22 protein-coding genes and 1 pseudogene are annotated in these 22,894 nt (G+C 41.9%); 15 read left to right on the forward strand and 8 right to left on the reverse strand.

The features are described from left to right. Window positions 1-84: 84 nt before the first annotated feature. From ACQY1Y_RS17160 to ACQY1Y_RS17175, 4 genes are all read right to left on the reverse strand, one after another. Window positions 85-1,380, reverse strand: coding sequence for a trypsin-like peptidase domain-containing protein (locus ACQY1Y_RS17160; RefSeq protein WP_430013212.1), 1,296 nt, complete (start codon window positions 1,378-1,380; stop codon window positions 85-87). A gap of 9 nt (window positions 1,381-1,389) precedes the next feature. Then, complete coding sequence (locus ACQY1Y_RS17165) at window positions 1,390-1,695, reverse strand: CU044_2847 family protein (protein WP_016516640.1); 306 nt, start codon at window positions 1,693-1,695, stop codon at window positions 1,390-1,392. A gap of 295 nt (window positions 1,696-1,990) precedes the next feature. Continuing rightward, window positions 1,991-2,242, reverse strand: a complete 252-nt coding sequence (locus tag ACQY1Y_RS17170) for a DUF4926 domain-containing protein (RefSeq protein ID WP_002755998.1) — start codon at window positions 2,240-2,242, stop codon at window positions 1,991-1,993. A gap of 3 nt (window positions 2,243-2,245) precedes the next feature. Next, on the reverse strand, window positions 2,246-2,575 hold the full coding sequence (locus ACQY1Y_RS17175) for a DUF6883 domain-containing protein (RefSeq protein WP_002755997.1): 330 nt from the start codon (window positions 2,573-2,575) through the stop codon (window positions 2,246-2,248). Between the two features lie 354 nt (window positions 2,576-2,929). Between ACQY1Y_RS17175 and ACQY1Y_RS17180 the strand changes: the two genes are divergently transcribed. The 6 genes from ACQY1Y_RS17180 to ACQY1Y_RS17205 are packed head-to-tail and all read left to right on the forward strand — an operon-like array spanning window position 2,930 to window position 7,936. After that, entirely contained in the window at window positions 2,930-3,193 is a 264-nt protein-coding gene (locus ACQY1Y_RS17180) for a hypothetical protein (RefSeq protein ID WP_002803937.1), read from the forward strand. 13 nt (window positions 3,194-3,206) lie between these two features. Next, a complete protein-coding gene (locus ACQY1Y_RS17185) occupies window positions 3,207-4,754 on the forward strand; it encodes a bifunctional pantoate--beta-alanine ligase/(d)CMP kinase (protein ID WP_430013213.1) in 1,548 nt (515 codons plus the stop codon). After that, window positions 4,739-5,239: a type II toxin-antitoxin system VapC family toxin gene (locus ACQY1Y_RS17190; protein ID WP_002803933.1), complete on the forward strand. Its 501-nt coding sequence runs from the start codon at window positions 4,739-4,741 to the stop codon at window positions 5,237-5,239. The genes ACQY1Y_RS17185 and ACQY1Y_RS17190 overlap by 16 nt, the downstream gene beginning before the upstream one ends. 10 nt (window positions 5,240-5,249) lie before the next feature. After that, complete coding sequence (locus tag ACQY1Y_RS17195) at window positions 5,250-7,073, forward strand: phosphodiester glycosidase family protein (RefSeq protein WP_430013214.1); 1,824 nt, start codon at window positions 5,250-5,252, stop codon at window positions 7,071-7,073. 14 nt (window positions 7,074-7,087) lie between these two features. After that, window positions 7,088-7,411 (forward strand): phasin family protein, encoded by a 324-nt coding sequence (locus ACQY1Y_RS17200; protein WP_002746237.1) that lies wholly within the window; start codon window positions 7,088-7,090, stop codon window positions 7,409-7,411. A gap of 6 nt (window positions 7,412-7,417) precedes the next feature. Beyond that, window positions 7,418-7,936 (forward strand): FKBP-type peptidyl-prolyl cis-trans isomerase, encoded by a 519-nt coding sequence (locus tag ACQY1Y_RS17205; RefSeq protein ID WP_430013215.1) that lies wholly within the window; start codon window positions 7,418-7,420, stop codon window positions 7,934-7,936. 83 nt (window positions 7,937-8,019) lie between these two features. On the opposite strand, the gene psb28 is transcribed toward ACQY1Y_RS17205, so the two are convergent. After that, window positions 8,020-8,358 (reverse strand): photosystem II reaction center protein Psb28, encoded by a 339-nt coding sequence (gene psb28 / locus ACQY1Y_RS17210; RefSeq protein WP_002755988.1) that lies wholly within the window; start codon window positions 8,356-8,358, stop codon window positions 8,020-8,022. 186 nt (window positions 8,359-8,544) lie between these two features. Here psb28 and ACQY1Y_RS17215 point away from each other — a divergent pair, with 186 nt between their 5' ends. Next, window positions 8,545-10,053: a helicase C-terminal domain-containing protein gene (locus tag ACQY1Y_RS17215; protein WP_287636596.1), complete on the forward strand. Its 1,509-nt coding sequence runs from the start codon at window positions 8,545-8,547 to the stop codon at window positions 10,051-10,053. Window positions 10,054-10,301: 248 nt separating this feature from the next. On the opposite strand, the gene ACQY1Y_RS17220 is transcribed toward ACQY1Y_RS17215, so the two are convergent. Together ACQY1Y_RS17220 and ACQY1Y_RS17225 are read right to left on the reverse strand one after the other, a co-directional pair. After that, a complete protein-coding gene (locus ACQY1Y_RS17220) occupies window positions 10,302-11,849 on the reverse strand; it encodes an FAD-dependent oxidoreductase (RefSeq protein ID WP_430013216.1) in 1,548 nt (515 codons plus the stop codon). 52 nt (window positions 11,850-11,901) lie between these two features. Beyond that, window positions 11,902-12,237, reverse strand: coding sequence for a hypothetical protein (locus tag ACQY1Y_RS17225; RefSeq protein WP_430013217.1), 336 nt, complete (start codon window positions 12,235-12,237; stop codon window positions 11,902-11,904). 175 nt (window positions 12,238-12,412) lie between these two features. On the opposite strand from ACQY1Y_RS17225, the gene ACQY1Y_RS17230 reads away from it, so the two are divergent. The 8 genes and pseudogenes from ACQY1Y_RS17230 to ACQY1Y_RS17265 all read left to right on the forward strand — a co-directional run bounded on the left by ACQY1Y_RS17230 (window position 12,413) and on the right by ACQY1Y_RS17265 (window position 21,471). After that, window positions 12,413-14,014: a 2-isopropylmalate synthase gene (locus ACQY1Y_RS17230; protein WP_430013218.1), complete on the forward strand. Its 1,602-nt coding sequence runs from the start codon at window positions 12,413-12,415 to the stop codon at window positions 14,012-14,014. A gap of 676 nt (window positions 14,015-14,690) precedes the next feature. Next, entirely contained in the window at window positions 14,691-15,941 is a 1,251-nt protein-coding gene (gene rpoD / locus ACQY1Y_RS17235) for an RNA polymerase sigma factor RpoD (protein WP_104396765.1), read from the forward strand. Between the two features lie 232 nt (window positions 15,942-16,173). Continuing rightward, a complete protein-coding gene (locus ACQY1Y_RS17240) occupies window positions 16,174-17,013 on the forward strand; it encodes an Rpn family recombination-promoting nuclease/putative transposase (RefSeq protein WP_024970292.1) in 840 nt (279 codons plus the stop codon). A 72-nt stretch (window positions 17,014-17,085) separates the two neighbouring features. Continuing rightward, window positions 17,086-17,274: pseudogene (locus ACQY1Y_RS17245) on the forward strand (MFS transporter); the annotation flags it as partial. A gap of 61 nt (window positions 17,275-17,335) precedes the next feature. Next, a complete protein-coding gene (locus ACQY1Y_RS17250; RefSeq protein ID WP_430013219.1) occupies window positions 17,336-18,163 on the forward strand; it encodes an Rpn family recombination-promoting nuclease/putative transposase in 828 nt (275 codons plus the stop codon). Window positions 18,164-18,235: 72 nt separating this feature from the next. Beyond that, the gene (locus tag ACQY1Y_RS17255) at window positions 18,236-19,708 is read left to right on the forward strand and encodes a BCD family MFS transporter (RefSeq protein WP_430013220.1); all 1,473 of its coding nucleotides are present in this window, start codon (window positions 18,236-18,238) and stop codon (window positions 19,706-19,708) included. A gap of 114 nt (window positions 19,709-19,822) precedes the next feature. Continuing rightward, a complete protein-coding gene (locus ACQY1Y_RS17260) occupies window positions 19,823-20,260 on the forward strand; it encodes a pentapeptide repeat-containing protein (protein ID WP_002735631.1) in 438 nt (145 codons plus the stop codon). Window positions 20,261-20,364: 104 nt separating this feature from the next. Continuing rightward, window positions 20,365-21,471 carry a hybrid sensor histidine kinase/response regulator gene (locus tag ACQY1Y_RS17265; protein WP_430013221.1) on the forward strand — a complete coding sequence of 369 codons (1,107 nt, stop codon included), beginning with the start codon at window positions 20,365-20,367 and terminating at the stop codon, window positions 21,469-21,471. 355 nt (window positions 21,472-21,826) lie between these two features. On the opposite strand, the gene ACQY1Y_RS17270 is transcribed toward ACQY1Y_RS17265, so the two are convergent. Further along, entirely contained in the window at window positions 21,827-22,684 is an 858-nt protein-coding gene (locus ACQY1Y_RS17270; RefSeq protein WP_002732125.1) for an IS5-like element ISMae4 family transposase, read from the reverse strand. Between the last annotated feature and the right edge of the window lie 210 nt (window positions 22,685-22,894).

The following is a 22,894-nucleotide window of genomic DNA, read 5'->3' on the forward strand; positions in this document are numbered from 1 at the left end:
TGTTAACTGTCAAACACCCCCCTTATCAAGGGGGGCAGGGGGGATCAAACCAAAAATTAAATCAACTTATTGTTTAGTTATAACCTAAGTTCGGGATGCTGAGTTATTGACTTTGGTTTGATAAAGTTTAAAACAATTTTGCATCACCTCTCGCGGCTTTCCTTGACTTTGCCTAACAAGAGAACTTATTTCCTCCTCAGTAAAAGTCACTCCAGTTTGACTTAGACGATGACTAATAAACTCTTTAATTTTAGCTTCATCCCATAATTTAATCGGAAATTGTTGACAAATTCCCTCGAAAGGTGAATCACCTCCTTTGTTATCAGGAAATAAAACATCAAGGGAACGATTAGCCGCTACTACTAATCTTAAAGGTGGATCGGGACGATTGGCTAACTCTCTTAATTGACTTCTAAGCTGATAGCTGAAATATTTTTGAGTCATATTATCTACCACATCCAATAATAACAGGATTTTATGTTTTTCTAATTCCCTAGTTAATCTAGTTCCTTTGAGCGGTTTATCGTAAGGTACAGCTATACCAATCTGATGACATAATTCATAATAAAAATCCTTATCTCCTGCTAATCCTTCTAAGTTTAGATACAAGGGTTGTCGATGACTAAGTAAATACTCCCTTGCTTGATGGTAAATTCCCCAAAGCAGGGTGGTTTTTCCCGTTCCCCTTTCCCCGATAATAGCAGCACTACTGCCGGAATTTAAAACCTCAAAAATATCTTTAATTTCTTGTTCTCGGCCAAAAATCTGCTGAATTTCTTTAATACCTCCGGAAGTGGGTTTAAAAGGATTATGGGCATTTTTTTGGGGTTGTAATTGCGGAAAATATTTAAAAATAGTCTGAACTGGAATCGCTCTTCCTCCTAAATCACTGTACTCATCTCTGGTTTTATTCACCACTCCGCACACTTTCCCCGTGCGTAAATTTAACAGAGGTGAACCACTAAAACCGGGTTGTACTTGCCCTAATTTAAACTTGATTAAGGGGTTTTCATCCCCCGTTAAACCTATATACTCAAAGTCACTAGGATCACCGTTCGGATACTCGTTGGTATAGCCAAAAGTGTATAATTTATCTGTTAATTGTAAATCGTGATCAAAATCGACATATTTGTGATCTAAAGACGAGTTTAATTGTAAAAGAGCCAGATCGATCCCGTCTAGATTCGGTAAGTCGATAATTTTAGCCCCAGAAATTTGACCTTGCCAAATTATCTCGATAGTCTCGTTATTATCCCGCGCATCTTTTACCACATGAAGACAGGTCAAAATTAACCCTTGTCCCACAAAAAAGCCTGTTCCTGACGCATCGATTAACTTTAACCTGACAGTGTACGGAGGTAGAGATTCCGGGGTAAGCATTTAATCAATTTATCCTCCCCATTCTAGGGTAATTTTTAAATTTCCCTTTCCTTCACCTTCCACAATTAAAGCGGTTAGTTTACCAGATTTTACCCTGACTTCTACCCCAAATTCTACGGTGGCCTTTTTGGGCTGCACTTTACTTATCGTAGCAGCGATCGATTCAGTAACTGCCTCAATTGTATCAGCCACACTTTGAAAGTCAAATATTTGATCGGATACTTCCCGTTCACCACCGAAACTTCTCGCTTCCACTAACATGGTGACATTTTCTTTAACTTTAACTGAAATAATCTCATATTTAGATTCTGGCATAAGGCTCCTTCAATGACCCATTTATGGTTTTCTCGATTGCTTCTCGGACAAACTTATAGCGGAACTAAAAAGGCTTATATATATTTCGGCACGGATTCCCATTATACTAGAAAGTATAGGTCAAATCGAGGGATTTTGTCAAGTCTTTTTTGCCATTAATCTATTTGTGTTATGCAATAGAGGGGGTTATAAGGAATGAAACCCCGATAGAGACAGACATTGCTGCGATTTTTGTCAATTGTTTTCGCTCTAGAACAAACTAATCAATTAAGTCTCTTGCCATATAAGGATTTAGTCAATTTATGCCCCTATATCGAACCATACCAAGTAACGAAGAACCTTCTTTTTCCTCTTCTTGAATCGCCGATTTCGGGACAATGACGACGTTAACCGATTCTTCTACTTCGTTGAATAGTTCTAAAACATATCCTTCCTCACCCCCCTTCGGATGGGCAACTATATCAACAAGAATCGCCGAATCACCCTGCTTAAGATTGTATTCGGGAACGTCGCGGGCTAGGGTCACTTCTTCGTATAGTTGCGCCATGGTTTATTTTTCCTTTCGGGGTTTGAGGGTGATAAATTGAAATTGATGATCTAGGTTTCGTTTTAGCCAAATCGTGACAACGGATAGGGGAACTTGATTACTGCTGATTAATTCCCCCTCGACTCTATAGAAGGTTCCGTATTCGTTGGTAAGATCTTCGATGGCGGGATTGGTTTGAATTAGTTGGATGAGGGCGGTTTTTAGTGCATCGGGATTAGCGAGGGTAAAGCCAGCGCGGGCGAGGTATTTTGATTTGTCATCTTTGGGGCGAAATTTGAGGAGATATTTAGTTATTTTATCATCGGGAATTAGGGAGTCGCTAGGCAGGTACATCGGATCGAGAGAATTTTGTTTGATTTTACCTTGAATTGAAGTTTTAATATCGATTAACTGATCAAGTGTATTAATTGATATTGTTTCAAGTTTTTTTTGGGGTTGTAATTGCAGAAAGTTTTTTGAAATAGTCTGGACTAAAAAGGCTTATATATATTTCGGCACGGATTCCCATTATACTAAAAAGTATAGGTCAAATCGAGGGATTTTGTCAAGTCTTTTTTGCCATTAATCTATATAATTGTGGGGCTGCTTACCGGTCATCGTCCTGAAAAAAATTATGCCCCAGTTTGTTAAACAAGCATATATGCAGCGGTCAACCGAGACAGCACAGGAGCCTCTCTTATTCTTTGTGTGATCAGTTTAACTTATATAGAACCGATCAATCTTTGTGTCCTTTGTGTCTTTGTGGTTCGTTCCAGTCGCTCGCTGGCGGGAATATATCTTATAAAATACATTTTACCCACCAAACCCAAGAGAGCCGACAGGAGGCAAAAAACGAGTTATTGGACAGAAAGAGGCGATGGGATGTTATTATTTAAAGCCGATTCCCCGGAAGCAGCCGAATTGATCATCGGGCAGCATCCCCTGGCGAATAGTAGTGGAATAGGCTATTAAAGGAGTGAACCCTGTGCAAATATTCACAACAATCCCCGGTTTACGCACTTTTTTGGCTGATTATCGCCATGATCACAGTATTGCCCTCGTGCCAACCATGGGCGCCCTCCATAAAGGTCATGCTAGTCTAATTCGACGCGCAGTGACGGAAGCGGAGGTAACTGTGGTCAGTATTTTTGTTAATCCTCTACAATTTGGCCCCACAGAGGATTTTTCTCGCTATCCCCGCAGCCTTGACAGCGATCGCCAATTGTGTGAATCCTTGGGAGTTGCTGCTATTTTTGCTCCCAGTGCGGAAACTTTAGGAATTGGTGATTCTGAGGAGATAACCGCAGTTGTTCCCCCGATTTCTCTGACTAGCGGGTTATGTGGTGCTTTTCGTCCGGGACATTTTCAGGGAGTAGCCACAATTGTCACGCGGTTGTTTAATATTATTGCACCGACGATCGCCTATTTTGGCGAAAAGGATGCCCAACAGTTAGCGATTATCCGACAATTAGTCAGGGATTTAAATTTAGCGATCGAGATTCGCGCTTGTGCTACAGTGCGAGAAACATCGGGATTAGCAGTTAGTTCTCGTAATCAGTATCTATCGGCCACAGAAAGGGAAAAAGCGACAATTATCGCCCAAAGTTTGCAATTAGCCCTCGAAAGTTTTCGTTTAGGGGAAAGACAAAGGGAAAAATTACTGGCTATTGTGCAAAAAAATCTCGACAGAGTAGCAGAATTTCGCTGTCAGTATCTGGATTTAGTCCATCCCCAGAGTTTACAACCGATCGAGCAGATCGAGACAGGGGGACTGTTAGCGATCGCCGGATCGATCGGTCAAACCCGTTTAATTGATAATATTATCTTGCGTCAACGTCGGGCAGTTATCGCTATTGATGGACCTGCTGGAGCGGGAAAATCGACAGTAACGCGCTTAGTAGCGGAAAAATTGGGGTTAACCTATCTCGATACCGGTGCGATGTATCGCGCGGTGACATGGTTAGTGGTGAATTCCGGTCTGGATTTGTCCGCAGAAGCGGCCATCGCCGAGTTATTATCTTTAGCGAAGATAGAAATAATCCCGGCCGATAGTCCCGAAAATGTGACTATAGTGAAGATTAACGGGCAGGATGTGACTTTAGAGATTCGCTCTCCCGCAATTACCTCGCAAGTGTCCAGAATTGCCGCTCAAAAAGCGGTGAGACAGCAGTTAGTCACCCTGCAAAGACAGATGGGAATATCGGGGGGAATAGTTGTGGAAGGTCGGGATATTGGTACTAATGTTTTCCCAGAAGCGGAATTAAAGATTTTCTTGACAGCGACACCCGAAGAAAGAGCCAGAAGGAGATTAAAAGACTTAGAAGCGCAGGGAAATGGGGGTATTAGTCTCGCAGAATTAACCCAAGAGATTGAAAAAAGGGATTATTTGGATAGTAATCGCTCCCTAGCACCCCTGCGAAAAGCCACAGATGCGATCGAAGTTAATACCGATCATCTCACTATTACAGAAGTCACAGAAAAAATCATTGCTCTTTATCATCAAGGAGAAGAAAATCAATGGAGAAGCCTCTAGTTTTTTTAGATACTGATGTTTTGATTTCTTATCTACGAGGAGATCTTGCCAGTGTGCATTTATTTGATCGAGAAATACTCGATCGCGTTTGTCTTGCTATTAATGCGATCGTTTTACAAGAGTTATTATTTTTGGCAGAAGTTCGTAATCATCCTGAAATAGTCGATCGGATTCAAGAAAAGGTGACTATCTTGGATTTTGATTTAGTAAAACTTGATCAATATTGGCAAAATGCTAGAGATATTCGCAATATTTTGGTACACTCGAATGATGTTTTAATTTTAAGTAGTGCCGCTAATTGTGATTATTTAGTTACCTATGATCAAAAACTTAAAAAAGCCTCTAGTTATCTATATAACTCTAAACCGATGGTAGTAACACCTGAAGAATTATTAGAGGTTATCGATCAAAAAAATATAGTCCCTTCTAGCCTCTCTTGCCAAGGATATAAATCCTCAAATTTCCCCTTAAACAAGGTGATTTAGGGAGATATTTATGAAGTTAAATTATCTGAATTTATCATCTATCTGTTTAACGGTAACTTCCTTGATAATTATCGGCAGTCCAGCTATATCTTTAGCCGATCATAGATCACCAATAACTTTAGCTTCTCGGGATTTATCAAACCAGCAACAGGGAAAAAAAATTATTCTTAATGGTCGTTCTTTGCCCGTTTCTTGGCGACAGTGGACATCAGCAAATAGTACCAGAATCGCCATGGGTGACACGGGAGCAAGACAATTATTCGGCATGGATTTTCTTAGCACAAATGATCCAAAAAAGCAACCGATAAACTGGTTTAATTTACAAACTTTATCGGCTAATTTGATCAATTCCGATCGCTGGCTGGATGTTACGGATATTTTACTAACAATGGGGGCAACAACCACTATTAATGGCGATAGTTTAACTATTAACTTTGCTGCTGCCCAGATTCAAGATATTCAGCTAGAAAATTATGGAGCAGTACAAAGGATTATTATTCAACTCGATCGCCCGACCTTTTGGCAAGTTAGTCAGGCAAAAAATGAAGCTGTGATTACTCTAGAAGGAAATGCCCAACAATCCCTTATCTCTAGGTTTCAACCCCAAACTATCAGCAACAGTAATCAAAATAACGATGAAGATGATCTAGGAAACTCTAATAATAACTTACCTACTCAGATCACTTCCTTAGAAAATAATGGGGTGATCAGTCGTTTAAAAATTAACCTTCCCACTGCCTACGGATTACAGATCAGCAGTGTGGATAATCCTCCCCGAATTATCATTGATTCTCGTCCCGATGCTATGGATGAAAAGCGCATTGTTTGGCAACCAGGGTTAATCTGGAATCAAAAATATATTCAGTTAGATCAAGATTGGTTTCCCGTGACTTGGTTAGAAATCGATCCCAGAAATCCTCAGATAACTATTAAACCAATTACCGCTAATTCCACCTCAATGCGCGGCACTAATCCCCTGATCACGATTAATAGCGAAAGTAACGCAGTAGCGATGATTAATGGCGGCTTTTTTAATCGTAATAATCAGTTACCTTTGGGAGCAATTCGTGTGGATGGCAAATGGTTATCTGGACCAATTTTAAACCGAGGAGCGATCGCATGGGATAATCGTGGTAAAATCAGGATCGATCGCCTCAGTTTAGAGGAAACCCTCATTACTGCCACCGGACAACGTTTTCCCCTAACCCATTTAAATAGTGCCTTCCTAACAGCCGGCTGCAGTCGTTATACTCGCGATTGGGGGAGTAATTATCATCCCCTCACCGAGCGGGAAACCGGGTTAGTCGTCCAAGGCGATCGCGTAACGGAGAAATTAAATAATCTTTCCCCACAGGATAGTATAGAAGTACCAGAAAATGGCTATTTAGTCATCTGCCGAAAGACAGATATTAATTTAAATATTGGTGAGACAGTCAACCTCGATAGCGTCACCCTACCGGGAGATTTTGCTAATTATCCTCAGATTTTAGGTGCTGGCCCCCTATTATTGCAGAATGGGCGCATAGTTTTGGATGGAAATGCCGAAAAATTTAGTCCTGCATTCCAAAATCAACAAGCTTCCCGCAGTGCGATCGCAGTTAGTCAAGAAGGAAAAATTTTGCTAGTTGCTATCCATAATCGCGTCGGGGGAAGGGGGGCAACTTTAGGCGAATTAGCCCGAATTTTGCTGTTAATGGCGGCAAAGGACGGTTTAAACCTAGATGGGGGTAGTTCCACTGGAATAACCTTAGGGGGTTATCTGCTCGATCGCTCTGCCGTTACCGCCGCAAAAGTCCATAATGGAATAGGAATATTTTTATCCCCGTCTCCTTGAAAGGTGTGAAAACAATGGATAATAGCGACTGGATTAAACAATTGCTGCTGATGGGTATTGGCACCACTTCCATGGTGGCAGAAAAGATCAAAGAAGTGAGCGACGAATTAGTCAAAGACGGTAAAATCAATTCTGATCAGGCTAAAAACTTTGTCGATGATCTGATGACACAGATGAAGTCTGAACAGGGGAGCTTCGAGAACAACTTAGAACGCTATATTCGCCAGATTTTGCAGGATTTAGGGGTTCCCCGACAATCGGAAATGGACGAACTGCGGGGAAGGATTGATAGATTAGAACGACAGGTGAGAGACTTAGAGAATAAACTCTGGCGTTAGGGAACTATGAAATCAATGCGCGAAATCTTGCTCAGTTTTGCTATCATTGCGGTTTGTGGCTTATTTTTAATCGTTGCTTCCCTCTTTGGTGGAGGGGAAAAAGCCAATGCGATCGCCGCAGAAATAGATCCACCCGCTATCACTCAAACTATTAATAAGGAAATCATCTCCATGGATTTAGATCAAGCAGTTACCACCGATTCGGGACTAAAATACATCGATATCGTGGAAGGAACTGGAGAAACTCCCCAAAAAGGTCAAAAAGTAACTGTTCACTACACGGGAACCCTGACAGACGGCAAAAAATTCGATAGCTCCAAGGATCGCAATCAACCTTTTACCTTTACCATTGGAGTGGGTCAAGTGATCAAAGGATGGGATGAGGGAGTCGCATCGATGAAAGTCGGTGGGCAGCGTACCTTAATTATCCCCCCAGAATTAGGTTATGGTGCGCGGGGTGCCGGTGGGGTAATTCCTCCCAACGCGACTTTACTTTTCGATGTGGAATTGTTGGGAGTTAAATAGGTTTTTCCTCTGATTTTTCACTTCTACCCGCATCGATCCTGAATGCGGGTTTTTTGACAGATTGCTGGAAGCTAAAGGCCAAATCAGGAAGATTTAGTAAATTCTAGACCGTTTTCGCTACCGTAACGTTCCATAAAACGCATAAAACGATCCCACTCTGCGGGAGAATTAAAAATAACCGTAGCTTCGATCGCCGTGGGTTTACCGTTGATGAATTTGCCTTTTACTTCCCTGGTGACGATTTCTCCTTCTTCATCGACGAGATACATCCCCGTGATTTCCTCGGTTTGTTGATCTCCGAGGATAGTCGGTTGATCAAAATAAAATTTTGCCGATCCCTTCTCTCCCGTTTTAGTGCGACTTAAGCGGATATCGGGAACAACTGGTTCTTTTAACCCCCGGGAAAACTGAATTTCTGCCATTACTTTTCTTTATCCTTCTCATAAAATAGACATTTCTAGATCATCTCACACCAAGTCGCAAGTAAAAAGCAGATGGGACACCATAAACTTAAAGTATCCACGGTAAACTCGCGGGGGTGGGTTTGACTGATGAAAGATCACCTGTAAACCTCTCCCTTCCCACTGATAACCAATAACTGAGATGAGATGGTTTTATTAGAAGCAGCGGTTCATTCTTCCCTACGCGCTTTTTTACGCGAACAAGGACGCTTTTACTGGTCTCATCATCTCACTATGGGGCGACTGGTGGCTAGAGCTTTACGCTTAAAACGGTCCTCTCTCATACAAACTGGAACTACTCTGTCCCGTTATTGTCTCAGTTATCTCACCCCGGCTCTTTTGGGTGATACACCTGTTCTGATTGTTGCTCCAGAGTCGGAAGTAAACCTACTGTTAGAAGTGGAAATCCCCCATCTGCAAGCATGGTTACAAACTCAACGAGCTATCCTCAAAAGCGATCGCTTTCCCGCTAATTTTACCGGTTTACTCCTCACCACACCCCAACAATGGTTAGAGGATAAATTGGGCAATCTCGGTCATTTTCCCCAGAATATCCCCACTATAATCGATCGAGCCGAAGATTTAGAAACTTGTCTAGTAGATTATCTCACCGTCACCATTACTCCCGAACAATGGTCTGCTTTAGAGTCAGCATATCCCCAGCATAGAGAGTTTATAGACTTAATTAAAGCACAACTTAGCCAAAGTATTCTTGGTCATCCCATTAATCCCTATAATTGCTATCTTATTGATGCCAAGGAAAAAGAATATATAATTGCTCTCCTGCAACGCTTACATCAAGACTTAACCACTGATTCTGTTTGGCAACTTTTAGCGGCAAAAATCCCCGAGCATAATTATCTCCTCTGGACATCAGTAGATCGAGATCGAGAAGAATTTACCCTAAAAATCAGTCCTTTGGAGGTGGCTAGTTTTTTCAAACCAATTTGGCAGCAGCAACCCTTTGTTTTAATCGGCAGTTTTTTAGATAGCGAAAAATCCGCTAATTTATACCGTCAAAATCAAGGTATCGGAGAAATTTTAACTCTAAAGTTTGCAGCTGATCGCGAAAGTGAATATATTCATTTATATCTACCCGATCGCATCAGCGCCCCCAATACCCCCGAATTTCAACCGATGTTATTAAAGCAAGTGCGGGAATTAGTTAGTGCTAATCATACCAGTGAACAACCGATAGTAATTCTGATTGAAGATGTTCCCCTCAAAGCACAAATTGCCACCCAAATCGCAGCCGATTACGGTTCGCGAGTACAAGTGGAAAAAACTGGGATTAATAGTAATACTATTCTGGTTTCTGGTTGGCAATTCTGGCAAACCCATCAAGAAAAATTTCTCACCCCCAGTTTATTAATTATCGCTACTTTACCCTTACCTTCCCCCGAAAATCCTCTTGTTGCTGGCAAAATTGCCTACTATAAACGACAACATCTCGACTGGTTTCGTGCCTATCTTTTACCCACAGCAGTGAGAGAAATTCAGCAATCTGTTCAGTCTCTCCGGGAGTGTCAAGGTTGTGTGGCTGTCCTCGATAATCGTGTCAATGCTCGCAGTTATGGCCGACAAATTCTCTCCGCTTTAGAACCCTATGCTAAAGTTAATTATCTCGATCAACAATTTTTTCAAGATAAAGATTAAATCAGTTATCAGTTATCAGTTATCAGTTATCAGATGGGGTGCATCTCAATTTTGTAGAAATATCTATATTACATTTGGGCGCACGCAGTGCGCCCCTACCATTGACGCGATAATATTATTGTAGGGGCGAATTGCATTCGCCCTCTTGGAATAACTTCTGCTGCTCACCAATATGTGAGAGAATGTCACCAATAAGAGATGCACCCTATCAGTAATCAGTTCACTGTTCACTGTTTACTGATCACTGATCACTGATTACTGATAAAATCTCCCCCAGAGCCATATTTCCAACTGTCTAAATAACGATGGTAAAGATATTTTTGCTTGTCGGGTAACTTTTCTAAAACAGGTTTTAAGCTGGTTGCTAAGGGATATAAACCACTATACAAAGCTAAATTAAAATAATGTCCTGTCCAATCGATAAAAGGACTGATACCCACTTGTGGAATCATCGGTAAAACTAATTGAGGATTAACCAAAGGCAAAGTTTTTGAGAGGGAAGAAAACTGCACCACATCCTGTAAAAACGGTTTTAATACCTCATCTCCTAACTTATCCATTACCCGAAAAACTCCACTCATTAAGTCATTAATTTGACTGGGATTAGGGTTAGCAGACATCGGGACACTCATGGTTTTTTGAAATAGCCACGTTACCGATATATTGGGTTGATAGGGTTGTAAAAGAGCTAAATCTTCTCGGTTTAAAGCATCGATTTGTAAAGCTTCCTCGATGGCGAAAGTTAGCCTTTTTAAATGCCTAACCATTGCCCCAAAACCACCAAAACTGACCGGAGATTGACTACCGCTACTATCTCCCACTGCCAGAATTCTTGACCAGGGCATCTTTAAAGGACTTTGACGATAGGCAGGGAAAAAACCCGCTAGAAAACGCTGAAAGTTTACCGCTTCTAAATCCACCTTTTGATACTCCGGCAGTAATCTTAAATACTCCTCCATCAAAAATTCTAAACTAAAGCGATCGGGATGGGTATCAAGATAGGTAAATAAATAAGTTGTCCGACCATCCCTAGCGGGAAATGCTTCCCAAAAGTATTGACATTGGTGCAAGATTGGGGTAAAAGAATAAATCAAATCACCAGTTTCATTACTGGGAAAACCCTGACCGCAACTACCCACCACTAAACAAACTCCATCGGGTTTTTCTCCTTTTCTTGCCTGTTTTGCAATTGGGGAAAAATGACCCATGGCATCGATTAATAAACGGGTTTTTAAAGTCATTTCTCCCGTTTTAACCATTACCCCGTCAGGATGAATAATTGCCCCGCTAAACCCGGAATTTTCTAATAACTTTCCTCCCGCTTGCAAAAACTTAGTTTTTAAAGTCTCTAGCAAATAAACCGGATCAACACCAATATTTAAAATATCTCTAACCCAAAGCTCATAACCTTGATAAAATCCCACCCTCCCAGGATTATATTCCGTCGCTATCGCTTGATTTAATTCCGCTTCGGTCAATAAATCTAACTCTAAAAAACTGCTTAATTCTAAACGGGAAATATTCCACTCCTGCTCACGACCGCGCAGAATACCTCTTTCTAATAATGCCACACGCCAGCCCCTAGTTTGTAAAGCAGCCCCGATAAAAATTCCCAGGGTTCCCCCCGCAATAACTAGATCAAAATCCGTCTCTCCTAAAGATTCTTGACTTTGATTAATTACCGTAGGAATAAGCGGATTTTCTAAACGCAAAGCTTGCCAAGTTCGATCGCTGGCTCGCAATTGTTGTAAACTCTGAGGAGATACGCGATCGAGTAAAGATGCAACTAAAGACATAATCTTATATCAGTTATCAGTTATCAGTTATCACCATATCTAGAGGAGAAACCTATTTAGATTGGAAAAACTTTTTCCCTTCTTCAACCAGTTTATTAATATCCTTGAGAGAAACTCTAAAAATAGCTAAAACTCCCGTGAAAACTAATAAAAAACCGATAAAACTATTCCGATCATAGAGAAATAAACCCACTAAAACGATAAAATAGGGAGAGAGAATTTTACTAATATTTTCAACTACAGTAACCACCTCTGGAGTAGGAGTCTCAACAAGATTAATATCGGTTTTATCCTGATCTGGTTCAAGATTTTGCTTAATCGAAAACATCACCTCCTGTAGGTCTTTTACCTCCGGTGGGTTCGGTTCCTTCCCTGGTTTGCCAAACATTTTTAACTCCCTCGCCAATTTATCTATACCATCTATGGTAGCCAAAAAAAGGGCAAGCGGGAAAAGCGCGAGCAGGTCGAGAAATTCTCAGGGCAATTTTCCTTATAACCCCCTCGGCCTCGGCTGCTATAATCAGAGGAACAACTCCCAAGTTCGTTAACGGTACAAAAAAACTATGAATACCAGTCCAGACCGTGTGATTATCTTCGATACCACCCTTCGAGATGGGGAACAGTCCCCGGGTGCCGCTTTAAATGTGGATGAGAAGCTAACCATAGCACGCGCACTGGCACGACTGGGAGTTGATGTCATTGAAGCAGGTTTTCCCCACGCTAGTCCGGGGGACTTTGATGCGGTGCAGAAAATTGCCAGCAGCGTCGGCAGCGAAGCTGATAGCCCGATTATTTGCGGATTAGCCCGCACTACCCAAAAAGATATCAAATCTGCCGCCGATGCGCTCAGACCCGCCGCCAAGCCCAGAATTCACACTTTCCTAGCCACATCTGATATACACCTCCAATACAAACTTAAGAAGACTCGTCAGGAAGTTCTTGAGATTGTGCCGGAAATGGTGGCCTATGCCAAATCCTTTCTTAATGATGTGGAATTTTCCCCCGAAGATGCCGGCCGCAGCGATCCGGAATTCCTCTACCAAGTCCTCGAAAGAGCGATCGCCGCAGGAGCCACCACCGTTAATATTCCCGATACCGTCGGTTATACCACCCCCAGCGAATTTGGGGCTTTAATCCGGGGTATTAAGGAAAATGTCCCCAATATCGACCAAGCGATTATCTCCGTCCATGGTCACGACGATCTAGGGTTAGCGGTGGCTAATTTCCTCGAAGCAGTTAAAAATGGCGCTCGACAGTTGGAATGTACCATTAACGGTATCGGTGAGCGTGCCGGTAACGCTTCCCTAGAAGAATTGGTGATGGCCCTTCATGTGCGGCGCTCCTATTTTAATCCTTTCCTCGGTCGTCCCCCAGAGTCCACGGAACCTTTAACCAAGATCAACACCAAGGAAATCTATCGCACTTCTCGCCTAGTTTCCAATCTTACCGGCATGATCGTGCAACCGAATAAGGCGATCGTCGGTGCTAACGCTTTCGCACACGAGTCGGGAATCCATCAGGACGGGGTGTTAAAACATAAACTCACCTATGAGATTATGGATGCAGAATCGATCGGTTTGACCCATAATCAGATCGTCCTCGGTAAACTCTCCGGCCGCAACGCTTTTCGCTCTCGTTTACAGGAATTGGGTTTTGAGCTTTCGGAAACGGAACTTAATAACGCTTTTATCCAGTTTAAAGAAATGGCCGATCGCAAAAAGGAAATCACCGATCGCGATCTAGAAGCTATTGTTAACGATGAAATCGATACGGTTCCCGATCACTTCCGCCTTGAGCTAGTACAAGTGTCCTGTGGAAATAGTGCCAGACCCACGGCCACCGTAACGATTCGCACTCCCGACGGTAGCGAGTTATCCGATGCGGCCATTGGTACAGGACCAGTGGATGCTCTCTGCAAGGCGATCGATCGAGTGGTGCAGATTCCGAACGAATTAATCTCATTCTCGGTGCGGGAAGTTACCGAGGGAATCGATGCTTTGGGAGAAGTGACTATCCGTCTCCGTTACGAAGGACGCACCTATTCTGCTCGCGCGGCCGATACCGATATTATTGTCGCCTCCGCTCGTGCCTACGTCAGCGCCTTAAACCGTCTCCACGTCGCACTGCAGCAGAAGGAAAAAACCCCAGAAATGGTACAAGTCTAGATAGGGTTTTAGGGTGTTAGGGTTTTAGGGTTTTAGTTGAAATTCCCCCACTACCCCACCACCCCACTTCCCCACACCCCACACCCCACACCCCACTCCCCATCTCCCCACGGTGCTATTGGAGAAAATCTTAAATTTGTCTCGCAAATTTCTAAAATGTTGCTAAGTTAATATTATGAGCTTGCGCTCTAACAATTTTAATACACTTGTATTGAAATTGGATTCGCGTAAAAGCAATGAGGGATGAAATTTGTCCGTAAGAATCCGATCAAATTAAATACAATAGCTAAAGACTAAAGGAATTAGCAAGGGCCAATAGGGATTATGTTCCTCTTGCCAGTGGGAACAGTTAACCCATCCCATAATTCCTTTGATACTTAGCTATCTGGTCAACACCGCAGACAAACCGGCGATCGGATTCCAGTCCTCCAGCCATTTACCCAATTTTTGCAGGAGCCAGATTATGAGTTGACCGAGCTAAAACGGCATTCCGTGTCGCTAAAATCGCATCGACACAAGGAAATTTAAGCAAAAATCTTCTCCCATTTGTTGTAATTAAAGCTACAATCGGAAAAGTCTTTCCCCGTCTCGGATTTGAGACACAAATTTGTTCAGTATCACCTAGATTGAGATTCGATCTTCTAGTTTTGCACAGAAGGAGCAAGAGGAAAACGGCATGATGCAGGCCCACGATGTACTAACCCTTACCGAGCCGCCATTGGATTTAGATTTGATTGACCTAGACGAAGACTTCGATGATGAGGATATCGAGTTAGAGCTAGAAGAAACCAGCGATAGCAACGATGGCAAAAAAACCCGCCGCCTTGCCAGCGCTCGTCGTCGCGACGCCGCTAGAAAAAAACCCTATACAGAAGATTCGATTCGGATTTATCTGCAAGAGATCGGCAGGATTCGGTTATTGAGAGCGGAGGAGGAGATCGAATTAGCGAGAAAAATCGCCGATCTACTGAAATTAGAACGCATTCGCGAAGATTTTTGCCTCTATAGCGATGCTGAATGGGGAAAACAGGTTTTCCTGTTCGAGCGCATCGAAAAAATTATCGCCGAAAAATCGGAAAAAGAACCGAAATTATCGGATATTAAGGCTTATTTAGGTAAGACGGAGCTAACGGCTCCCATGGTGGAAGAATGGCTGGCGAAATCAAAGGAATACTTATCGGCCTTTAAGCGTCGTTTGTACCATGGTCGTCGCGCTAAGGAAAAAATGGTACAATCGAACCTGCGTTTAGTGGTTTCGATCGCCAAGAAATACATGAATCGCGGTCTTTCCTTCCAAGATTTAATTCAAGAAGGTTCCCTCGGTTTGATCCGTGCCGCCGAAAAATTCGACCACGAAAAGGGTTATAAATTCTCCACCTATGCCACTTGGTGGATTCGTCAAGCCATCACCCGTGCGATCGCCGATCAATCCCGCACCATTCGTCTTCCCGTCCACCTCTACGAAACCATCTCTCGGATCAAAAAAACCACCAAGATTCTTTCTCAGGAAATGCGTCGCAAACCCACCGAGGAAGAAATCGCCACCAAGATGGAGATGACCATCGAAAAACTCCGTTTTATTGCCAAATCCGCCCAATTACCGATTTCTCTAGAGACTCCTATCGGTAAAGAAGAAGATTCCCGTTTAGGAGACTTTATCGAAGCGGATGGGGAAACCCCAGAAGATGAAGTTTCTAAAAATTTGTTACGCGAGGATTTAGAAAACGTCCTCGATACCCTTAGTCCTCGCGAACGCGATGTGCTGCGGCTACGCTACGGTTTAGATGACGGCCGGATGAAAACACTCGAAGAAATCGGCCAGATTTTCAACGTCACTCGCGAGCGCATTCGTCAAATAGAAGCCAAGGCCCTGCGGAAACTGCGTCACCCTAACCGTAATAGTATCCTCAAAGAGTACATTCGTTAATTTCCCGTCCTTAAAAAACTAGAAACTGAGTCTCATTGAGGCTCAGTTTTATTGTTATCTACACTTTCCTCGATCGAATTTATTATGATATGAATTAACAATAATTATAGCAGTTATCTTAATGATGAGGTACAAAGTTTTCCTTTTGGGGAGTTGCTCATCGATACCAAATTAGGTTAGACTTTATCTTGATGAGAAACACTATAAATATCTCATTGATTAGAATCAAGAAATGTATGATAATGTCTGTAAATTTCTCGCCGAAAATTATAGTCGTGACTTCGCCCAATGGTTATTAGGAGAACCCATCTCTTTCACCCAATTGAGTCCCTCGGAACTGTCTCTAGAACCGATTCGGGCTGATGCCCTGATTTTGTTAGAATCAGATCAGATAATTCTTCATCTCGAATTCCAGACCGATCCTGACCCAAAAATGTCCTTTCGGATGTTAGATTATCGCACTAGAGTCTATCGTCGCTTCCCCAAAAAAACCATGCGACAAGTGGTAATTTACCTGAAAGAAACCTCATCACCTTTGGTGCGGGAAAACGCTTTTATCCTTCCCAATACCCGTCATGAATACGAAGTGCTTCGTCTTTGGGAAATTCCAGCCGAGAAAATGTTAGGATTATCAGGATTGTTACCCTTGGCCAATCTAGGAAAAACCCCTAATCGTCCCGAAATTCTACGACAAGTAGCCGCAAAAATTGATAATATCGAGGGTAGAACTGAAAAAAGCAATTTAGCCGCCGCTACAGCAATTCTGGCGGGGTTAGTATTAAGTAAGGAAATCATCGGAAGTTTATTAAGGGAAGAAATTATGCGCGAATCAGTTATTTATCAGGATATCCGGGAAAGTGGAAAAGCACAAGGAAGAGAGGAAGGAAGACGAGAAGAAGCGGTTTCTTTGATTCTACGGCTACTTAACCGTCGTTTAGGTGAAATATCCTCGACTTTAAGCCAACAAATCCGAGAACTATCTCTAGAACAATTAGAAACTTTAGGAGAAGCGCTGCTCGATTTTACTAGCTTGACAGATCTGACCGCTTGGTTATCGGAGATAGAAACTTAAATCCCCAGAAGATGTCTGCTCGTCCTGCGTTAAATTTTTAAATACCGGCTTTTTTCCCGTATTGATTTAACTATGGCTACCAGCGATATTCCCCATTCTACTCACTCATCCCCAAAACCCCTGCCAAAACTGGGACTTTTCACCATGTTTCGCTTAGGACTCTTTCAGATGGGACTAGGTATTATGTCCCTGCTGACTTTGGGGGTTCTCAATCGGATTATGATCGATGAGTTAAAAGCCCCGATGGGTTACGCTACCGCTAACCCATCCTACAAATGATTGCGCCTCTCTACTTAAATATCTCATTGATTAGAATCAAGAAATGTATGATAATGTCTGTAAATTTCTCGCCGAAAATTATAGTCGTGACTTCGCCCAATGGTTATTAGGAGAACCCATCTCTTTCACCCAATTGAGTCCCTCGGAACTGTCTCTAGAACCGATTCGGGCTGATGCCCTGATTTTGTTAGAATCAGATCAGATAATTCTTCATCTCGAATTCCAGACCGATCCTGACCCAAAAATGTCCTTTCGGATGTTAGATTATCGCACTAGAGTCTATCGTCGCTTCCCCAAAAAAACCATGCGACAAGTGGTAATTTACCTGAAAGAAACCTCATCACCTTTGGTGCAGGAAAACGCTTTTATCCTTCCCAATACCCGTCATGAATACGAAGTGCTTCGTCTTTGGGAAATTCCAGCCGAGAAAATGTTAGGATTATCAGGATTGTTACCCTTGTCCAATCTAGGAAAAACCCCTAATCGTCCCGAAATTCTACGACAAGTAGCCGCAAAAATTGATAATATCGAGGGTAGAACTGAAAAAAGCAATTTAGCCGCCGCTACAGCAATTCTGGCGGGGTTAGTATTAAGTAAGGAAATCATCGGAAGCTTATTAAGGGAAGAAACTATGCGCGAATCAGTTATTTATCAGGATATCCGGGAAAGTGGAAAAGCACAAGGCAGACGAGAAGAAGCGGTTTCTTTGATTCTACGGCTACTTAACCGTCGTTTAGGTGAAATATCCTCGACTTTAGGCCAACAAATCCAAGAACTATCTCTAGAACAATTAGAAACTTTAGGAGAAGCGCTTCTCGATTTTACCAGCTTGACAGATCTGACCGCTTGGTTATCGGAGATAGAAACTTAAATCCCCAGAAGATGTCTGCTCGTCCTGCGTTAAATTTTTAAATACCGGCTTTTTTCCCGTATTGATTTAACTATGGCTACCAGCGATATTCTCCATTCTACTCACTCATCCCCAAAACCCCTGCCAAAACTGGGACTTTTCACCATGTTTCGCTTAGGACTCTTTCAGATGGGACTAGGTATTATGTCCCTGCTGACTTTGGGGGTTCTCAATCGGATTATGATCGATGAGTTAAAAGTTTTACCCTTTCTCGCCGCAGCTGCGATCGCTATGCACCAGTTTGTTAGTCCAGCACGCATCTGGTTTGGGCAAAGATCCGACGGTAAAACTATTTTCGGTCATCATCGCAGCGGTTATGTCTGGATTGGGGCGGCAGTTTTTACCGCTTTAGCTTTTATTGCTTTGCAGGTAGTCTGGCAATTGGGACTTAGTATTCAAACTTCGGGATGGAATACCATTTCCTACGCTTGGATTGCCCTCTTAGCCTTAATTTTCGCCCTCTACGGACTAGCTTTAAGCGCCAGTTCCACCCCTTTTGCTGCCCTCTTGGTGGATGTGTCCGATGAAGATAATCGATCGCAATTAGTTGCTATAGTTTGGTCAATGCTGATGGTGGGAATTGTCGTCGGGGCGATCGTTAGTTCTCGTTTGCTGGATACTCCCAATATCTGCGGTACAAATATTTTGACCTATGATCCGACTCAATCAGCCCCCATAGCCAATATTCCGCAACTACAGGCGACAATTAACCCCGTGTTCACGATTATGCCCGCTATCGTCTTCGGTCTCTGTATTTTAGCGACTTTTGGCGTAGAAAAAAAATATTCTCGTTTTAGTAGTCGGTCCACTCTTGTGCAAAGAGAGGATCAAATTACCTTTAAGGATGCGTTACAGGTTCTCACCGCTAGTCGGCAAACCGGTTTATTTTTCACCTTTCTGCTGATGATGACTTTGAGTTTATTTATGCAGGATGCAATTATGGAACCGTTTGGGGGCGAGGTTTTTGGGATGTGTATCGCCCAAACCACCCAATTAAACGCTTTTTGGGGAACCGGAACCCTTTTTGGTATTGCTGCCACGGGATTTATGCTCATTCCCCGCATCGGTAAACAAAAAACCACTAAATATGGCTGTATTTTTGCAACAATTTGTTTTATTCTCTTGATTTTTGCTGGCTTTTCTGCTGACCAAAGTTTATTAAAATCAAGCTTGCTCTTTTTCGGTTTAGCTTCGGGAATGATTACTGCTGGGGCTACCAGTTTAATGTTAGATTTAACCGCTGCCGAAACCGCAGGAACTTTTATCGGCGCTTGGGGATTATCCCAAGCGATCGCCAGGGGATTGGCCACGGTTTTAGGCGGTACGATTTTAAATATCGGTAAAGTTATCTTTTCTAGTCCGGTTTTAGCCTATAGCTTAGTTTTCCTCGTGCAAGCATTGGGAATGATCCTGGCAGTTTGGTTATTAAGTCGCGTCGATGTCAAGGAATTTAAGGAAAATGCCCGAGCAGCGATCGCTACGGTCATAAAAGGAGAGATCGACTAGCAAAAGCAAGCAAAAGTGAGATAACAGGAGAATTAGCCCGATCGGGGGAAGTTGATTAGCAGCTTTTTTCCTATCCTAAAAGTAGAGAAGAAAACGAAAGAGGAGGCTAAAACGATGAAAAGGACTTTAATGATTGCCCTAGGTTCCCTAGCTTCCTTACTGCTGATTAACCCCGTCGGTGCGGAAAATCCCCGACAGGTGCAACAATTATTGAATACGGGGGAATGTCCGGGGTGTGATCTCCGGGGTGCAGATTTAAGAGGGGCGCATCTAATCGGTGCAGATTTGAGAAAAGCGAATTTACAGGGAGCTAATCTCGAGGAAGCTAACTTAGAGGGCGCAGATTTGACCGATGCTAACCTAGAAGGCGCAAATTTAACCGCAGTTCTTCTGACTAATGCCAGTTTAAATCAAGCTAATCTCAATGGAGTTAATTTCACCAGTGCCATGATCTATGATGCTGATGTGACGGGTGCGTCAATGGGGGGAATTAACTTGACAAATGCTCAGATTTATGGTACTGGCATCGCTGTGGGTGGTGAAAATCCTTAGATGTTCTTGTCCTCAAAATATAGTTAATTTTGTAACAGATGCAGGTGTTGCGTCTGTTTTTTTATACACTTTTACTAAATAGTTTGAGTTATAAAATAACCGGCATGACTCAACCCACACCGCGCTCTAGTGTCTTAATTGTCGATGATTTGCCCAATAATGTGCGGCTATTGTCGATTATGCTCACCGAGAAGGGATATCAGGTACGCAAAGCGATTAATGGACAGATGGCCCTGAATACAGTGCGATCGCTAATTCCTGATCTGATCCTCCTCGATATTAATATGCCCGATCTCAATGGTTATCAAGTTTGTGAACAGTTAAAAGCTGATGAAAACACCAGAGAAATTCCCGTGATTTTTATCAGCGCTCTTGATGATGTCTTCGATAAAGTCAAAGCTTTTCAAGTGGGAGGTGTCGATTATATTTCTAAACCTTTTCAAGGGGAAGAAGTGATGGCCCGCATCGAAAATCAATTAACTATTTCTCGTCAAAAAAAACAACTACAAAACGAAATTAAAGAACGTCAAAAAACTGAGGAAACTTTAGAAATTTATCTTCATGCTGTCTCTCACGATCTCCGCAATCCCGTGATCGGGATGTCAATGATCTTAAATAATTTAATTAAAAATTCTCAGGGAGAAACTAAAGAAGTATCCCGGAAGATTTTACAACAGATGGCCAACAGTTGCGATCGACAATTAACTTTAATTGATTCTCTTGTCGAAACCCGACAGAATGATCTTTGGGGAGTTTCCCTAGAACTAAAGCCTTTATCTCTCTACGAAATTGGTCAACAGATCGGTCAGGAATGGGAGTTAAGATTAAAGGAAAATCAAGCAACTTTAATTAATAACTTTTCCCCCGATTTACCCTTAGTTAATGCCGATGCTCACCATCTCTGGCGAGTTTTTGAGAATTTATTAGCCAATGCCATTAAACACAATCCCCAAGGTATAATTATCACTTTCTCGGCTAGACTAGAGGGCAATTATCTCCGGTGTAGCATTGCCGATAATGGGGTGGGAATTAGCGAAACCCAGAGAAAACAATTATTTGATCGCTATCAACGAGGCAATAATAATAATCAGATTAGTTTAGGACTAGGTTTATATCTATGTCGTCAAATTATCCATGCTCACGGGGGTGAAATTGGCATTATGAATAATGACGAAAAAGGTTCACAATTTTGGTTTACTTTGCCCTACTAAGCTGTTGACTAAGTAGGTAGATGTTAAAAACTTTCAGACACCCTCCTTATCAAGGGGGGATCCCCCCGCCTATCGGCACCCCCCTTATCAAGGGGGGCAGGGGGGATCTATCTTCAATAGAACTCTTGCAAATTAATTATATGTTATAATGATGGGTTAACTAATTTTCCCCAAAAAATTAGTTAATCAGTACATTCGTCCTGAATGAAAACTTGAAGTTTAACTTTTAACTCAAAACTCTTTAGAGCTGCTTTAATTTGGTTATCAAAACCTCTTTATTTAAGCGGCACAAACTATCTCAATTATAAAAATTGAGAATAAATTCTCCTTGACTTGATTAATCTTTAGGCAACTTTTAAGAAGCTGCTATACCTATCCCTAACTCACAGTTATAAATAGCCGCCAACAAGTTAACTCTTAAACTATATCTTCGACGACGATTCCGATATTTACAGGATAAGATTTTAAAGATTTTGAGTTTCCTATTTATATGTTCAATGATAATCCTTTCTTTGGCTAAAGCCTTGTTATACTCTTTTTCTAACTCTGTTAATTTTCTATTTTTCGATTTCTTTTTCGGTGTATAACTATTACTATGGTATGCAGCTATTCCCTGATAACCACTGTCTTCTATGCTGGTAGTTAAAGGATGAAAACGAACTCGACTTTTTTTAAATAAACTAAAATCATGACCTCTACCTTTCCCACAGAAGACACAGATAATTTCCTCTGTATTTTGATCAGCTACTAATTGGGATTTTAAAGTATGATAACCTCTTTTACCCGAAAAAAAATCTTTCTGTTTCTTTTGGGGGCGTTCAATGGGAGTTTCCGTTACATCCATTACCGTTATGACCGGTATCTCTGCTTGATTGAGTAAAGCTTTTTTTCCTTTTAAACGGAAGTTTCCCGATTGTAAAAGCATTTTTTCCGTCTTATTTACAATCCGACATATAGTTGATTCTGATAGTTCCCAGCTTGTACCAATGTGAAAATATGTTCTATATTCTCGCCAATATTCTAACGTTACTAAAACTTGTTCTTCTATAGATAGTTTAGGTTTCGGTCCCCTTTTAGATGGTGAATTAGAGTCGGCTTCAACACTTTTTACTGATTCTACCATCTTTCTATATGTTTGTTTGTACACACCGAAACGGCGTTTGAATTGTTCATCTGATAAGTTTTGATAATCCATAATTTTGCTAATAAACATAGCAAAATTATAGATGATTTCCTGACCTAAGATCACATTTTATTCTTTTTTCCACTTCAATCTAAGAATTGAGAAAAAAGCAAAACCTTATATTATACCATAAAAAAATTATGCAAGAGGTCTAATTTAATTATAACCAGCTACTTATCTACATTACCCGTTAAGACTGTCTATGAGCAGGAAGAGCCAGTTTAAACATTTGTTTTTTCC

Source organism: Microcystis ichthyoblabe FBCC-A1114, assembly GCF_050500245.1.
GTDB classification, from domain to species: Bacteria; Cyanobacteriota; Cyanobacteriia; order Cyanobacteriales; family Microcystaceae; genus Microcystis; species Microcystis ichthyoblabe_A.